Genomic DNA, 16,083 nt, shown 5'->3' with positions numbered 1-16,083 from the left:
GGTTCTTTGTTCATAGCTTAGTTCTTTGTCGTCAACTACAGCTTCCAAATCCGGTACAAAATCACCGCCGCCTCGGCGCGGGTGAGCGCTTCGGCCGGTGCAATCTTACCGTCTTTGCCGTTGACAATGCCGGCTTGCACAAGGGCAGCTGCGCTGGCTTTAGCGAAGTCGGCAATTTGCGCCGCATCCGTATAAGCATCTAAAGTAGCGCTGCCTGCGGCTTGCTTGCCCGCGGCCGTCAATGCGCGGGTTGTCAGCACCATCATCTCCTGACGGGAGATCGGGCTGTTCGGTTTGAACGTGTTGTCCGCGTACCCGGTCACGATCCCAAGCTCCTTCGCAATCGCCAGCTCATCGCTATAGGAAGCGTCTGGCTGAACATCGCTGAATGCCGCTGGTTGACCCTTGCCGGAGCCTTTCAATTCAAGGCCGCTGACCAGAAGGGCAATGAAGTCGGCACGTTTAATGGAAGAGGCAGGGGAGAAGTCATTCTCCGCCGTTCCTCGGATCACGTCGCGCGCGGCCATGGCCTCAATGGCTTGCTTCGCCCATGGCACGTTCTGCAGGTCGCCGAATGATTTGGATACATAAGCAACGGCATAGCTGCTGAAGTGGGTCGTTTGGAAAACGACATTTCCGCTTGCAGCATCATATCTGCCGTTTGGAACCGGGGTCACGCTGCCGTTATCCGCAATGTACCAAACTACGATGGAATTCGGATTGCTAAGTTCCGCTGCTGTTGGCTTGTAAGGAATAGCTACCGTGACAGGCGCCTTCGGGTTGTTCCAGGCAATGGCCTTGCCATCAACAGCAATGCTCAGATCAAGCGCCGGACGGTTGCCGATTGCTTCCCGGGAAGCTGTATCTAACTCATCCAACGAAGCCTTCGCGATGCGGATGGAGACTTTCCCTGCATTCTCTGTCACATTGGACAACATGTTGCTCGGAATCTCGATTGTGCCGTGCTCCGTTTTCAATAGAATCACGAAGTTTTCCTGACTATTCAGGCTTTGAATCGGTAATTGCACTTCGTAAGATGTCGCGTTTGCCTGCTGAGGAACTTCGATGGAGATTTGTTTCTTACCGTTAGCCGTTGGAGCTGCTTGCTCAAGGGCCTTCTTCAGGTTGTCGCCGGAAACCGTCGCCGTGGCGACTCCTCCTGTAACTTTTACCTCCGGTTTGATTACGCCGCCAGCCGGTTCAACTGGTTTCGGTTGAGTCGCCGAACCTCCGCTAGTTCCCCCGCTGCCGCCGCTGTTACCGCCAGTGTTGCCGTTCCCGTTATCGCCCGGTTTGCCAGGTTTGCCCGTAAGGGTAAGCACACCGTATACGGAGGTGTCCTGATAACCGTTGCCGGTGGTATCATTCCAGGCGGCAACGCTTTGACGGGAGCCGTCTTTGGCGTCATTAATTTGCGCATCAAAGCCGACCTTCACGTTGTTGCTTGGGGTAATCTTTTTGAACGGAATCTTCACTTCAACCGTATAGTTCGTTCCGGAAACCTGGGTGGCTGAAACAAAGCCCTCGCCGATTTTTTCCGGACTAAATGAAGTCTCGTTATCAAAATTGATGCGGAATTGTCCGTCATCGTCCTGATAGAACGTGCTCTTAGCGTTATTCTCGTCCAGGAAAATCTCGACGGAATCCTGCTCCCAAGCATTTGCATTGCTCTTGTCGAGCTGCGCGTCATTCACCTGGATCAGAACGTACAAGTTTTGATCGTCCCACAGGGCTTTAGCTACGCCGTTTGCACCCTGCCAAGCCGTTTGATACCGGTTCAGAGACATGGCTGGAGCCTGGTTCCATACCGTGTCGATGGTTCCGTCAATGACAGGAGTAGCATAATTCGCAGTGGACTGGTTAGCATTCGATGAATCCGGCTCATGTTCTTCAATGAATTTATCTGGATCGATGACGCCGTAATAAGCCGGTTTGGCCTGAAGCTGCTTATCGAACAAGAGTGGATTGTTCTCCGCTCTCCAGCTTGAGCCATCGTCCAGACCCCAGAAGGTTACGCGTTTGATATGCTCGGCGTTTTCTTTATAAAGGTTGAATAATTGTGCGTACAAATAGCCTTGCGCGCTAGCCAGCTTCTCGGAAAGCTGATACTTATCGCCGGCCATGATGTCCAACTCGGTAACGCTGATCTCCACGCCCAAAGAAATGAACTTTTCCAGGGATAGTTTGACGTTTTCCGGATTGGTGTTTACATTGTAATGCGCTTGCATACCGACGCCATCGATGAGCAATTTGCCGGGATGCGTCTCCGCATATCTATCATTAATTTCTTTAACCATGCTGTAGATGGCCGTAGCCTTATTCTGGTTGTCTTCGTTGTAGTCGTTGTAGTAAAGCTTGATATCCCACTCAGGGTGTTCATCGAGCACTTCTCTGGCTGCCAGGAATGCTTGCTCTACGTAGTCCGGTCCGATGGCGGTTTTCCAAGGAGCCGTCCGCAGCGCGTTTTCCCAATCGGTCGGGTTGCTCGGATTGTCGCTCATCGCTTCGTTGACAACGTCCCATGAAATCACTCGGTCGCCAAAATGCTCTACGACGGTCTTGATATGAGTGCGTAAATTCGTAAGGGCCTCATCACGGCTTAAAGGTACCGTGTTTCCTTGCTCCGTGGTCGTATTCATCCAGGCTGGGGACTGTTGATGCCATACGAGCACGTGTCCGTGCATTTCCATGCCTTCCGCGAGAACTTTATTGACCATGGCATCCGCCCCGCTGAAGGAAAATTCGCCCTTCTTCGGTTGCAGCGCATCCGGCTTCATGGCGTTGCCTGCGGTAGCGACATTGTGGTGCATTTTCAGCAAGTCAAGTCGTAAGCCTTCCAGATCCTCGCCTGAAATGGCGTTGCCGATCAGGAAATCGTTTTGGTAGGCATTTTTGATCGGAATCAGATCCTTCTGAATTTCGATCGGCTCCGATGACAATTTCTCAAAGCTGATGTCATCGATATAGAAGGTGGTGTCCACACTAGGGCTTTGCAAATAGATCGTTAAATACTCGCCCCCCACGCTGTTATAGCGATAGGTTCCTTCCAACTGCACCCAGCCGTCGCCGACACTGATTGTTTTCTTGGCAAGTTCAGGGTAATTCGCAGCGCTTCCATCGCCAATTTGGGAAGACAATGAAATCTGCGAGCTCGCAGGACTAATCAGCTTGACCCAGGCAGAAATTTTATATTCGCTGCCTTTGTCCACATATTTCTCCACGCGGAGTGACGGTCCGTGCCAGTCCTTTTCTCTGCCTTCCACCTTCAGGGCATAAGAGCCGTTTTCGGTATGGTTGGCTTCATCAGTAACGGTGAGCGTCTCAACGCCGCCCCGGCCCACAAATCCGCCAGTCTTTTGATCCTCGAAAGTGATAGTTGTAAAAGGTAGAGCTGGTTCTCTAGGCGGTTCTTCTTCACCGCCGGAGGCTACTTTTTCGGTGATTCTTACATCACCTACGTAGAAGGGAACAGATTTGCCTTCCTTATTAGAATTAATGCGCAAGGCCTTGTCTTTGCTCGTATCGACCGTGAATTCCTTCGTCAAAATGACGGTTTTGCCAGCTTCATAGTTTGCATCCGCGTAATTTCCATAACTTTCTACAGTTTGGAGCGCGGCTTTGCCATCGGCGGGCACAACCTCGTCAGGGTCAACATAAACAGCAGCGGTTACCGTATAGGTTTTTCCGTTTTCCAGGCCGAGATCGGTAAACTTGAAGTCTGCGGCGTCCCAGTTATTTGCTCGATTGCTCACGTATAAAGCGGCCCCATCTTCATTTCCGTCAAACACCTTGCCTGTCACCGTCGTAAGGCTGGCATCTCCAGACTGGACGGCCGCTCCTTGGCCGTTAGCGAAGGTTTCGCGGTATACTTCCTTCTCCGTAGTTCCGGTTGTATTTTTGGCTGTAATTAGAAGATCGCCGATGTAGTAAGGCACCGCACTGCCAGCCGCGTTAGAATTAATGCGCAAGGCCTTGTCTTTGCTCGTATCGACTGTAAATTCCTTCGTCAAAATAACTGCCTTGCCGGCTTCGTAACTTGTTTCCGCGTAATTCTCATAACTTTCTACGGTTTGGAGCGCGGCTGCGGCCCCTTCGGGCACATTTTCATTGGCGTCGACATAGATGGATACTTTTGCCGTATATGTCTTGCCGTTTTCGAGACCGAGGTCACTGAATTTGAAATCCGCAGCGTCCCAGTTGTTGACTCTATTACTCACATACAGTGCCGCCCCATCGTCATTGCCGTCGAATACTTTCTCGGTGACAGGCGTAAGTTTCGCGCCGCCGGACTGACCGGCAATACCCGCGCCGTTCGCAAAGGTTTCGTGGTAAACCGTTACCGTGTCTTCTGCTGCGTTTGCAGCTGCTCCGCCGCCTTGGGCGAACCAGCCTGACGGGATCAGCAGAGCCGCTGCGATGGAAATTGAGATGGCTTGTTTGATGATTTTACGCATTCATTGCACTCCCCCTGTAAAAGTTTGGTTAAGTAGGTTAAGCGCTTACATTTAATTGCGTGAAGTCCTCCTTTCAGTCCCAAATGATACCATCGGCAGGGAAGCACCGTCTTACTCGAAATTAAAGAATGTTCCGTACTTTTCTTATATAAATCTCGAAATGAGGCATATTCCTTTCCGGATTTCCTTTAAAGAGGGGATGTGTCATACTAGGGTTACATTTTTTATTATCGATCGCAGTGAGGTGAGCGGCTTGTCCATCAGGGTAAAATTATTGCTGTCATACACGGGCATGCTTATCATCAGCCTGCTGGTAGTTGTCGTGACCGCAGGTCTGTTTACGATCGCGGCAACAGGCGACATCCACGGCATCCGGGATTTTTATAAGGTGCATTATCAGCTTAACCCTTTGACCGAAGAAGAGGAGTCCATTTTCCTGGAACTGAAATATCTCGCCAAAAATGAGCCGGACCAGCTGCAGGATAAGGAGCTTCTGAAAGACTATGATTTCAAGCTCAGGACGGTGCGGGCCGGACTCTTCGTCCGCCGGGAAAGCAATCAAGTGTTCGAGTCGTTTACGATTAACCAACCGGCATTAGAGCAGCATTTGCCGCCATATGACTTAAATAACAACCAGATTCGCAATACCTTCAATATCGGTGAGCGGTTCTACGCTTACGCGAAATTCGATTTCCGCTATTCGGACGGCGCCAAGGGCAGTGTTTTCGTCATTCGAGAAAGAAGTCCCTTCGGCGAAGTGACCCGTAAGCTGCTCCCGATTCTCGTCTTCCTTCTTATCGGCGTCGTCGTGGTGGCGAACGTATTGCTATACCGATGGATTACCAGAAGCGTGGTCAAGCCGCTGGATTTGCTTCGAAACTCGGCGGATCACATTAAGGAGGGCAACCTGCAATTTTCGCTGGATTTGCATTCGAAGGACGAAATCGGCCAATTGAACGAAGCGTTCGAGAATATGCGGAAAAGGTTGCACGAATCGGTCCAACTCCGGCTGCAGGACGAGGAAAACCGAAAAGAGCTCATCTCGAACATCTCGCATGATCTGCGCACCCCTATCACAAACATAAAGGGATATATCGAAGGCATTCGGGACGGGGTGGCCGATACGCCGGAGAAAATGGACAAGTACGTAAACATCATCTATTCCAAAACCGCCGATCTGGATAAGCTCGTCGACGAGCTGTTTCTATACTCCAAGCTGGATTTGAAGCAAGTCCCGTTCGCGTTTGAGCCTGTAGATATCGTCGGATTTTTGGACGATTGCATTGATGAGCTCCGTTATGTCTTGGAAGAGAGCGAGATTTCCCTGCAATGGGGAGAACGTCCATCACAGGGGATCGAGGTCCTTGCCGATCTGGAGAAACTGAAGCGCACGGTACTCAATATCATCGGAAACGCCCAAAACTTCATGGATAAGCCGCACAAGATTATTCGAGTTTCCGTCCATACCTCTGCGGAGTGGGTAACCATCGAAATCAGAGACAACGGGGCCGGCATTCCGCCCGAAGCGGTTCCTCATATTTTTGAGCGTTTCTACCGCGCGGAATCTTCCCGGAATTCTTCGACGGGCGGCAGCGGGCTGGGACTGGCCATCGCGAGTCAGATTATCGAAGGGCACGGTGGCTCGATCCGGGTACAGAGCGAACTCGGAACCGGCACCAGCCTGTTCTTTACTTTGCGGCGGATAACGAACGAAGGAGGCGAGGAAGGCTATGGCCGCTCGGATTCTAATCATTGAAGACGAAACCACGATCGCTCAACTGGAGCGGGATTATTTTGAACTGAACGGCTTTAACGTTGATTTATGCCATACGGGTCCCGAGGGTTTACGGCTTGCCCTCCAAGGGGACTACAATCTGATTATTGTCGACTTGCAGCTTCCCGGGATGGACGGTTTTGAGTTATGCAGCCAAATCAGGCAAGCCAAGGAAGTACCGATCCTGATCGTTTCCGCGAAAAAAGAAGAGATCGATAAAATCCGGGCCTTCAACCTCGGAGCCGACGATTACGTGACCAAACCGTTCAGCCCCAGCGAGCTGGTTGCAAGAGCCAAGGCCCACCTGACGAGATACGAACGGCTGTTGGGCAAACAGGAGCCGCTTCAAAGGCCCGAAATTCATATCCGCGGGCTCGTCATTGATAAAGCGGCTCACCGGGTTTATGTGCGGAATCGGGAGGTGCCCTTTACGACTCGGGAATTTAGTCTGCTTGAGTTTTTGGCCACCCATCCGAACCGCGTCTTCAGTAAAAATGAGCTGTTTGAACGAATCTGGGGGATGGACTCCAATGGGGATATCGCTACCGTTACCGTGCACATTCGGAGGCTGCGGGAGAAAATCGAGGCGGATCCATCCAATCCGCAGTATATAGAAACCGTTTGGGGAGCGGGTTATCGTTTTTCCGTATGACCGAGTTTAGAAATTGTTAATAAATATTTTAGAGTCTGTTTATCCCGGGTTTCTTTAGATTTTAGACCTCTCCTTTATCATACGGGTATGGTGATAACACAACTATACTCATTGATCTTAAGGAGGATTACCGATGAACAAATACTCTGCCAAGCTGGCTGCACTGATGGTGGCAGCGGCTTTAGGAACGACAACCCTTCCATGGAGTGCCTTGAACGCAGAGGCGGCTTCAGCGGGATTATCCGCACAGGAAATCGAACAAGCCGCTAACCAGCTTACCCAAATTTCTGTAATGAACGGTTATGAAGACGGATCCATCCATGTTGAAAACCAGATCACTCGTGCGGAGCTGGCGAAAATGGTGGTTTTGACATTTGGACTGCAAGGGAAGGGAGATCCTTCGGCAAACTTCGAAGATGTAAACCCGGAGGCCTGGTACAGCAATTATGCCGCCGAATTGACGGCACGGGATATTATGCCGGTGCAGGATGGACGCTTTTATCCGCAGGGAACCGTGACTGGCGCGGAGCTGGAACAAATCGTGGCCAAAGCGTTGAACCGGGACCTGAAATCGGTCCACCATTGGGGTAGCCGTTCCGGTTCGTCCGATGCTACAGTCACCCGCGGAGAGGCAGCTTATCTGCTGAATACCGCACGCCAGGCGATTCCTTCGGCGGAGGCGAAAATTACAAGCGTGCGTGCGCTGAATGCCATCACGTTAATCGTGACCTTCGATGCTCCATTGACCGCAAATGATGAAGCCTTTGCCAAGGCCAAAGAAGACTTTGCCTTTAACGGCGGGCTTACCTTAACCAACATGCCGCGCTTAAAAACGGGTTCGAAAGCCACTTATATTGTTCCGACCTCTGTCCAACAGCCGGGAACGGTTTACAACCTGACCTATAAGGGCCAAGCGGCGGGGACTTTTGAAGGCAATGCAGTGAAGCTGGATATGACCGAAGCAAGACAGATTGCGAACGATACTTTCGAATTGGAGGCCCTCAAGGAAAACGGGGTCGTAGACTACGGTTATGTCATCTCCGCCTATAGCGGAGGCCGCGGAGCTAATGCCTTCGTGCTGGATGAGAATAACGGAGCGGACGGAAAGACTTATCAGATCATTTCTTCCGGTCAAGGCAGAGCGGTGACGATTACGCCGGAAGGCGGACAGCCGATGATCGCAAAATACGTGCCGTTTACCCAGTCCACGGACGGTAAGCAAGAGCCTAAATTCCGCTTGCCGGAAGGCCAGGCATTGCAGCCTGGGGTAAAATACACGGTAACCTCGGAATGGGCGGATATCGCTAACCCGACCTTCATAGCCAAAGATATTGCGCCGCTACAAATCGCCGGAGCTGAAGCCACGAACGATACCTCGTTCACTCTTACATTGACGGCCGATCCGGGAGATGAAATGTTCTCCGGGCGCCGCGTGGAGCTAACCGATGCGCAGGGGCGCAAGCTGACGGCGGCTTATAAATATTCAAGCCGTAAAGGCGCGACGGGCGTATTCGATTTGGAGCAAGGCGGCAAATTGGAAAAAGGCGCAACCTATACCGTTACTCCCGTTGGCGACTGGGCCGGCTCATCCCAAGCGGAACTGATTGTACAGTAATCTGCCGGAAATGCTGAAACTTTTGAAATCAACAGAAAGGGGCCGGTCCGTTATGTTTCGCGGTATTCCTCTTTTGATCTTGGCACTCGTTCTTTCGGGGTGCAGGATGGACATGAATTCCTTGTTATCAAGTGAAGAACAGCAAACAAACCGGGTGGTGAACAACGAAATGGATAACTTGAACAAAGATCTGTTGAAGGCAGCGGAACTGGGGTACAAGGAGGCGATTGTAAAGCTTCTAGCGGACGGAGCGGATATCGACGCTACGGACGAGAATGGTCGGACCTCAGCCATGATTGCCGTTCACAATAATCAACTGGAACTGTTTCATTTTCTGGCTGAGCAGGGGGCGAATATCAACATCCGGGACCATCGTCTGGATAATCCGCTGCTTTATGCAGGGGCGGAAGGCAAGCTGGACTTTGTCAAAGCGGCCCTTGCGGCAGGCGCCGATACGACCGTTACCAATCGCTTCGGAGGGACCGCCCTTATTCCGGCCGCCGACCGCGGACATGTCGAAATTGTCCGGGAACTGCTCGCAAACTCCGACGTCGATGTGGATCACGTCAACAATTTAGGCTGGACCGCCTTGCTTGAAGCCGTCATCCTTGGAGACGGGGGCACCAGCCATCAGGAAATCGTGAACTTGTTGATACAGTACGGAGCCGACGTGAATTTGGCGGACAACGACGGCGTAACGCCGTTGCAGCATGCTATAAGCCGCGGCTATAATGAAATGGCGGAGGCTTTGACCGCCGCGGGCGGAAAATAGTAATTCGAAAAAGGATAGAGCAGACCCTGATCATGGGCGCTCTATCCTTTTTTTCTTCGTCAAAAACCTATCTTTAGACTTTCTCCATCAACATACACGCCTTCCGAACGCGTAATCGGCAGTTTCTGTTCCTCACTGAAGCCGATCGTTTCCCCATGTCTTAAAGTGACGTTGTATTGTATGACATAATTTGAAATATCAATCAGGAATTCGCGAAGATCGGCCGGATCGGCCTGACTATCGACAATTTCGATTTCCTCCTTGCCAAACGGTTTCAGACCGTTCGTGTATCCGTTCGTGCCGGATTCCGTGCGAACCAAGCCAAAATGGACCAGATTGAGGAGAGGGAACTCTTCCTCTTCTTCGCCCTCGGATTTCATGATATCCGCCATTTTCAAGTACATGTCGGGTTCAAACACAGTGCCGGATGAATAGAGTCCTATGGCATTAGGAAGCTTCAGGCAGCTGGCGGCCAGCTTGACGTACATTTTGCCGCTGTCGAGCGGGGAACCCCAGCGGGTAAAGACTGCGAGGATGATTTGGGCGACATGGGTTTTAACCACGTCCGCGCCTCCGGGCCAGAGATAGTTGCCCTGCGCGTAATGTTCGGCCTCACCGTCCGGGACGGGCGCATCAACAAAGCTGACGGCCAGAGTGAAGCCGTCTACGTCAAAGACCAGAATCCCTTCCTGCTCCCTGGACTCGCGGCCGTCCTCTCCTGCCGGATAGGATATGTTCCAGTCCTGAAGCAGGTTATTCTTGATTTGTTCCAGATCGCATTCAGCCGAGTTCAGCAGCACGAATCCGTTGAAAATACCGGACGATTCGCTCTGCGGCTCGCTCTCATCGCTTTGGCTTTGCTCGGCCTCGATGGCCGCCGCCTGCTTCATCCAGTATTCACGGATCATTTCTACCATCGCAATCGATTGCTGCTCCGCTGTTGCCGGATCATAGAGCTGCATCTCGCTGAACACATGGCCGCAATGCTCGGTGTCGGAGGGCTGCTCATAACCGCCGCAAACGCCGAGAAGCCATTTTCCCAGCATGTTTTTCTTATACTTGAATATGTAATAGTGCATGTTGTGCAAATCAAATTCGCCTGCAATTTCGATCTTGCTGGGCTTCCGGCCGAGTTCGTGCTCATCCGCCAGCCAGTCGATCATGGACTCCATTGCCGCTTGCCGTTGGGCTGTCATTGTTCTCTCTCCCTTAGATAGAAGTATAGTCCTATAAAGTTATATTCTACCAACCTATAGAGGGCAATTCAACGCCGGTAAGTGTAAGCCTGGACTCCAGACATCAAAACCCGCTATAACGGTTCATGATTCTATTATTTTGGAGGAATTCCCTCTTATTAGAGGGAATATGTACCTTACGATGATATGGGGCACAATCTTTGAAATGACGGGAGGAAATTATGATGAATGAAAGCAAGTTCTTCAGGCAGTTTCGGGAACTCCGGGAACAGACCCTTTCTTTGGCGGAGTCCGTTTCGCCCGATTTGATCGATATCGTTCCATCCGGGTTTAACAACAGCATCCGGTGGAATTTGGGCCATATTCTGGTGGCCTGGGACCATGGCATTTTCCCTAAAATCAATGAATCTAGGAGAATACCGCAGAAATATCATTTTATTTTTCCTAAAGGAAGCAGGCCGAGTGCTTGGACAGAAGAGCCGCCGGCCTACGAGGAGATTGTATCCAGGCTGAGAAGCCAGGTGGACGAGATTATTACTGCTTCGGACGGAAAGCTGAATGATCTCGTGGCCCAGCCGTTCTTGCGGGTTAAGTATGTGCGGGGGATGTTCACATTTCATCTGAGAGAAGAAGAACATCATCTGAATTGTATGCGGCGCATCATTGCGGCAGCGGAATCTGCACCCGCTGTGGAATGATGCCTTTTATCGCTATATAAATAGTTTTGCGGACATACTCCCCTGTCCATTGGTCCAAGCACTCCTCCTTCCCTGGAATACAATGAATCAAAGGAGGGGTGATGATGTACAAGTACAGGATCGATTCATGGGGAAGGCTCGTTCCCTGCGATAATCAAGAAACTAGCAACGAGCAGCAAACCACCTGCCCTGACAAGAATAGAGAACGTCCAGCGGAACAGGGGCCTTCGGGACCGCGAAAACGTCGGACAAAAGGAAGAAAAAAATTACGCCACGGATGCAATTGCCGCTGCCGTTGCTGCCACCGCTGCCGCCGCAGATAAAATTAATATATAGAACATAGAAGCCGCCTTGACGGGGGCTTTTTTCTTTATGTCATCCTATCATTTCGGTTTGGGTTTAACCCTTGCGCTCGAAGGGTACTGGTACTACGAGTACACCAACGAGGGAAAGGGAGTTGACGATCATGGAACGGATAGTCAGATCTTTTTTTGTTAAGGACGATGGGGAGGTCCCGAATAACTCCGAATTGCCGGTAATTGTGTACCTGGGCGTATTCAAGGATAACCCGGACGGGATGGAAGAGGCATTTCAGCGCCATGGGTGGAGCGGCAGTTGGACCGGTGGCATCTATGACTACCACCATTACCACACCAACACGCATGAGGTGCTTGGCGTTAAATCCGGAGTAGCGACCGTTCTGATTGGCGGCGAGGCGGGGGAGCGGCTAGAACTGCAAACCGGAGATGTCATCGTGCTGCCGGCAGGAACCGCACACAAGAAGCTGGCAAGCAGCCCGGACTTTGCAGTGGCAGGCGCTTATCCGGAAGGAAAATCACCTAATTTGCGGGAACGCAGGCCGGAGGAGCGCACGCAAGCGATCGCCGAAGTTAGGAATGTACCTGTCCCGGATAAAGATCCGGTGTTCGGAGAAGAGGGGCCGTTATTGCATAAATGGGTTAAATAAATTTTTCTTCGAGAATAAATGTTGGTTGTGAGAGAAATCATAGCTTTTAGTATAGGATACAGTGATAACTAAAGTTATAAGCGTTTTCACCCACAGAAAGATGAAGAGTTTATGAACAGTCTTGAACATTGAGAAGGGTTCTCATATAATAATTAATATAAACAAGAGATTAACCCATTAAAATAATATTTTGGAGGTAGGTTCATATGTCACTGATTGGTAAAGAGGTACTCCCATTTAAAGCATCTGCATTTCACAACGGAAGTTTCATCGAGGTAACAGAAGCAGACTTGAAAGGAAAATGGAGCGTCGTATGTTTCTATCCGGCCGACTTCACCTTTGTTTGCCCAACCGAGCTTGAAGATTTGCAAAATCAGTACGAGACTTTGAAAGGAATGGGCTGCGAAGTGTATTCGGTATCCACGGATTCCCACTTCGTGCACAAAGCTTGGCATGACAGCTCCGAAGCCATCGGCAAAGTAGAGTACATCATGATTGGCGATCCTTCTCATGCGATCTCCCGCAACTTTGACGTGTTGATTGAAGAAGAAGGCGTTGCTGACCGCGGAACGTTCATCATCGATCCGGACGGCGTGATTCAAACTGTTGAAATCACTGCTGGCGGCATCGGCCGCGATGCAAGCACATTGGTGGACAAGCTCAAAGCTGCTCAATACGTACGTAATCATCCAGGCGAAGTTTGCCCGGCTAAATGGAAAGAAGGCTCCGAAACTTTGAAACCGAGCCTGGATCTTGTAGGTAAAATTTAAGGGAGAGAATACAATGAAACTGGATGCAGACATAAAAAACCAGCTGGCACAATACCTTGAGCTTATGGAAGGCGATGTTCTGCTGAAGGTCAGTACCGGCTCCGATTCCGTATCGGAAGAAATGACGGATTTGGTCAACGAACTGGCCAGCATGTCTTCCCGCATTACGGTAGAGCAGGCATCTTTACCTAGAACACCAAGCTTTAGCGTAAATCGTCCGGGTGAGGACACCGGCATCACTTTTGCCGGAGTGCCGCTCGGACACGAATTTACTTCCCTGGTATTGGCTTTGCTTCAAGTCAGCGGAAGAGCTCCAAAGGCGGAACAAAGCGTCATCGACCGCATTAAGGGAATCAAAGGCGAATTCCAATTCGAAACTTATGTCAGCCTGTCTTGCCACAACTGTCCTGACGTTGTGCAGGCCCTGAACATGATGAGCGTTCTGAATCCGAACATCACGCATACGATGATCGACGGAGCGGCGTTCAAGTCCGAAGTGGAGAGCAAAGAAATCATGGCAGTGCCGACCGTTCACCTGAACGGCGAATTTTTCGAAAGCGGCCGAATGACCGTGGACGATATTCTTGCCAAACTGGGAACGTCCGACGCTTCCGAGTTTGAGGGCAAGGAGCCTTTTGAAGTATTGGTTGTCGGGGGCGGACCTGCCGGTGCGAGCGCAGCGATTTATTCCGCGCGCAAAGGCATCCGGACAGGGATCGTTGCTGAGCGCTTCGGCGGACAGGTCAACGATACCTTGGGCATCGAGAACTTCATCAGTGTGAAGTACACGGAAGGTCCTAAGCTTGCCGCAAGCCTTGAAGAGCATGCCAAGGAATACAATATCGATATCATGAAGGCTCAACGCGTGAAACGCTTGGAGAAGAAAGATCTCATCGAGGTCGAGCTGGAAAACGGGGCTGTGCTCAAGAGTAAGACGGTCATCGTTTCCACCGGGGCTCGCTGGCGTAATCTGGGCGTTCCGGGTGAAGCCGAATTCAAGAACAAGGGCGTTGCTTACTGCCCGCATTGCGATGGTCCTTTGTTTGCCGGTAAACACGTTGCCGTTATCGGCGGTGGTAATTCCGGCATAGAAGCGGCAATCGACCTTGCCGGTGTTGCGGCTCATGTTACCGTGTTCGAATTCATGCCTGAACTGAAAGCCGATTCCGTGCTTCAAGACCGCTTGAACAGCCTGCCGAACACAACGGTGATTAAGAACGCTCAAGTCAAAGAAATCACCGGAACTAATAAAGTGGACGGTATCGATTACATCGAACGGGAAACCGGAACAACGCAGCATGTCGAGCTGCAAGGCGTATTTGTACAAATCGGCCTCGTTCCTAATACCGATTGGCTGGAGGGTACGGTAGAACGTACGCGTATGGGCGAAATTATCGTGGACAACCATGGCGCAACCACGCTTCCGGGCGTATTTGCCGCCGGCGATTGCACGAACAGTCCTTACAAGCAAATCATCATTTCGATGGGATCGGGTGCCACCGCTGCATTGGGTGCCTTCGATTATATGATTCGTCAATAAAAATAAACAGCACCATAAGAGATGATCCCTGTATTGCACAGGGGTCATCTTTTTTATTCCCATTAGATGGTTCATTCTTCAATCTTCAAGCAATAGGATTTTGAGAAGTGATGTTGAATAAGGATACATATGGAATTTATTGAAATTACATGTACCTGGAAAGGTGGCTGCCTCGTTGCGTAAGAAAAGTACTTCTGCCCGCGGGCTCGCTTTATTTATCGCGCTTATCATCCTAACTCTGTTCCCGGCTAGCCTTATAAAGGCCGAAGAACGTCAAGTAACAGTCTATTTAAACGGCCAGCAGATCCATTTGGAGCAGAATCCATTGGCTCGGGATGGAATTGTGTACGTACCGTTAAGAGCTGTTTTTGAGGCTCAAGGTGCCACGGTCAGCTGGGATAGCAGCCAGAGGATAATTAAGTCAACAAAAGGAGAGCGTAACATTGAATATATGGTTGATAAGGGGAAAATGGTGATCAACGGAATTGAGGTTTCCACTGCTCCCCACATAACCTACCAGCAAAGGCAATGGGTGCCGCTTCGGTTCATTAGTCAAGCCCTTGGTAACGAGGTCACCTGGAACCAAGTAACTTACTCGGTAAATATTAAATCGCTCCCTATAACACAAGCAAACGCATTAACCAACACAAGCGAGGAGGAGCAATGGCCGGTACTTCCTCCGGAAATCAGTACGACTTTGAAATTGAACGAAGAGACACGCTCAAAAACCTTATATCTCCCTGATCAAGACTTAACATTGAATGTGGCACACTATGGTTTTAAGAACGGTAAACTATACAGTTATCTGACTTTCCATAATGATGGGGATCAAGACTATGAGGTGTCCTTTGAGCCGGGGAACAAGAAGCTAGTGTCTATTTATCAAAAAGAAAGAGAGCCACTGCCCACTGTAAATTTGCAGGACTGTACGGAAGTGACGAGTCGAGTTGTAATAGACAACAGTTCTTCGCAAGGCACTATTACAAGAGTACCTATTTTCACTGAAAACGAAGCTTGCAAAGCAAGCAATCAGGCAGAGCAGCAAAAAAACAACACACCGAAACGGTTTGCATTCGGAGAAACGGGTAGCAATGTGGTCACTACGTCAAAATATGTACAGACTGCCGAAGGGGCGTTAAACGGATTTCGGATACCAGCTAATAATTTAGAGCAGCTTATTATAGTTGCCCCAACGGAGGGCTGGACTCATTTAGTGGTGAACGGAAGCTTCCGCAGGAGTACGGACAATCCGGACACTGCCGTAACATTCAAGCTGGATTATAAGGTCGATCTCAGCCTTGGCTTTGATGAATTTTCATTTATTTATACCTACTTTGGCAGTTAGCCGCCTCCGCTCTGGAATGAGGCCTTCCAATCCGGGCAAACTTACTTATATGGTTCGGATTAATTTGGAGGAGTGGATGCAGAGATGGCAGAAAACAAAGATCAGCAGGATGGAAGAGAAGAGCGCTTCCTGGACATAGACAGAATGATCAACGAAGGCCTGGGGGGCGGCAATGTGACTCTGGATAACGGATTGATTGAAGAAACTACCACGGATACGATGGAGTATGCTGAGTCCATTCTCGATGACAAGACCGACACAGGCGCGGAACGGTAAGGAGATTTGAAAAAAAACTCCTAG

The 16,083-nt window shown here is 50.4% G+C and carries 12 protein-coding genes; 10 read left to right on the top strand and 2 right to left on the bottom strand.

The window, feature by feature from the left end; all coding sequences use genetic code 11:
- Nucleotides 1–35: 35 nt before the first annotated feature.
- The gene (locus KB559_RS13335; protein ID WP_211022423.1) at nt 36–4,454 is read right to left on the bottom strand and encodes a glycoside hydrolase family 10 protein; all 4,419 of its coding nucleotides are present in this window, start codon (nt 4,452–4,454) and stop codon (nt 36–38) included.
- A 253-nt stretch (nt 4,455–4,707) separates the two neighbouring features.
- Here KB559_RS13335 and KB559_RS13330 point away from each other — a divergent pair, with 253 nt between their 5' ends.
- The 4 genes from KB559_RS13330 (at nt 4,708) to KB559_RS13315 (ending at nt 9,267) form a co-directional block, all read left to right on the top strand.
- Entirely contained in the window at nt 4,708–6,210 is a 1,503-nt protein-coding gene (locus tag KB559_RS13330) for a sensor histidine kinase (protein WP_211022422.1), read from the top strand.
- Nucleotides 6,185–6,880 (top strand): response regulator transcription factor, encoded by a 696-nt coding sequence (locus KB559_RS13325; protein ID WP_211022421.1) that lies wholly within the window; start codon nt 6,185–6,187, stop codon nt 6,878–6,880. Before KB559_RS13330 ends, KB559_RS13325 begins: the two co-directional genes overlap by 26 nt.
- Nucleotides 6,881–7,013: 133 nt before the next feature.
- Entirely contained in the window at nt 7,014–8,495 is a 1,482-nt protein-coding gene (locus tag KB559_RS13320; RefSeq protein ID WP_211022420.1) for an S-layer homology domain-containing protein, read from the top strand.
- Between the two features lie 106 nt (nt 8,496–8,601).
- Entirely contained in the window at nt 8,602–9,267 is a 666-nt protein-coding gene (locus KB559_RS13315) for an ankyrin repeat domain-containing protein (protein WP_211022542.1), read from the top strand.
- Nucleotides 9,268–9,326: 59 nt separating this feature from the next.
- On the opposite strand, the gene KB559_RS13310 is transcribed toward KB559_RS13315, so the two are convergent.
- Nucleotides 9,327–10,463 (bottom strand): DUF4261 domain-containing protein, encoded by a 1,137-nt coding sequence (locus tag KB559_RS13310; RefSeq protein WP_211022419.1) that lies wholly within the window; start codon nt 10,461–10,463, stop codon nt 9,327–9,329.
- A 224-nt stretch (nt 10,464–10,687) separates the two neighbouring features.
- Here KB559_RS13310 and KB559_RS13305 point away from each other — a divergent pair, with 224 nt between their 5' ends.
- The 6 genes from KB559_RS13305 (at nt 10,688) to KB559_RS13280 (ending at nt 16,059) form a co-directional block, all read left to right on the top strand.
- A complete protein-coding gene (locus KB559_RS13305; protein ID WP_211022418.1) occupies nt 10,688–11,161 on the top strand; it encodes a DinB family protein in 474 nt (157 codons plus the stop codon).
- A gap of 466 nt (nt 11,162–11,627) precedes the next feature.
- Complete coding sequence (locus KB559_RS13300; RefSeq protein WP_211022417.1) at nt 11,628–12,128, top strand: cupin domain-containing protein; 501 nt, start codon at nt 11,628–11,630, stop codon at nt 12,126–12,128.
- Nucleotides 12,129–12,334: 206 nt separating this feature from the next.
- A complete protein-coding gene (gene ahpC, locus KB559_RS13295; protein WP_211022416.1) occupies nt 12,335–12,898 on the top strand; it encodes an alkyl hydroperoxide reductase subunit C in 564 nt (187 codons plus the stop codon).
- A 13-nt stretch (nt 12,899–12,911) separates the two neighbouring features.
- On the top strand, nt 12,912–14,438 hold the full coding sequence (gene ahpF / locus KB559_RS13290; RefSeq protein WP_211022415.1) for an alkyl hydroperoxide reductase subunit F: 1,527 nt from the start codon (nt 12,912–12,914) through the stop codon (nt 14,436–14,438).
- Between the two features lie 175 nt (nt 14,439–14,613).
- Nucleotides 14,614–15,783, top strand: a complete 1,170-nt coding sequence (locus KB559_RS13285; protein ID WP_211022414.1) for a copper amine oxidase N-terminal domain-containing protein — start codon at nt 14,614–14,616, stop codon at nt 15,781–15,783.
- Nucleotides 15,784–15,867: 84 nt separating this feature from the next.
- A complete protein-coding gene (locus KB559_RS13280; protein WP_211022413.1) occupies nt 15,868–16,059 on the top strand; it encodes a hypothetical protein in 192 nt (63 codons plus the stop codon).
- Nucleotides 16,060–16,083: the final 24 nt, after the last annotated feature.

Source organism: Paenibacillus sp. Marseille-P2973 (assembly GCF_018101095.1).
GTDB classification, from domain to species: domain Bacteria; phylum Bacillota; class Bacilli; order Paenibacillales; family Paenibacillaceae; genus Fontibacillus; species Fontibacillus vini.
This window is presented reverse-complemented; position numbering and strand designations above follow the sequence as displayed.

Coding starts and splice junctions, on each gene's coding strand:
- KB559_RS13335 (WP_211022423.1), bottom strand. CDS start 4,454: ATGCGTAAAATCATCAAACAAGCCATCTCAATTTCCATCGCAGCGGCT.
- KB559_RS13325 (WP_211022421.1), top strand. CDS start 6,185: ATGGCCGCTCGGATTCTAATCATTGAAGACGAAACCACGATCGCTCAA.
- KB559_RS13320 (WP_211022420.1), top strand. CDS start 7,014: ATGAACAAATACTCTGCCAAGCTGGCTGCACTGATGGTGGCAGCGGCT.
- KB559_RS13315 (WP_211022542.1), top strand. CDS start 8,602: ATGGACATGAATTCCTTGTTATCAAGTGAAGAACAGCAAACAAACCGG.
- KB559_RS13310 (WP_211022419.1), bottom strand. CDS start 10,463: ATGACAGCCCAACGGCAAGCGGCAATGGAGTCCATGATCGACTGGCTG.
- KB559_RS13305 (WP_211022418.1), top strand. CDS start 10,688: ATGAATGAAAGCAAGTTCTTCAGGCAGTTTCGGGAACTCCGGGAACAG.
- KB559_RS13300 (WP_211022417.1), top strand. CDS start 11,628: ATGGAACGGATAGTCAGATCTTTTTTTGTTAAGGACGATGGGGAGGTC.
- ahpC (WP_211022416.1), top strand. CDS start 12,335: ATGTCACTGATTGGTAAAGAGGTACTCCCATTTAAAGCATCTGCATTT.
- ahpF (WP_211022415.1), top strand. CDS start 12,912: ATGAAACTGGATGCAGACATAAAAAACCAGCTGGCACAATACCTTGAG.
- KB559_RS13280 (WP_211022413.1), top strand. CDS start 15,868: ATGGCAGAAAACAAAGATCAGCAGGATGGAAGAGAAGAGCGCTTCCTG.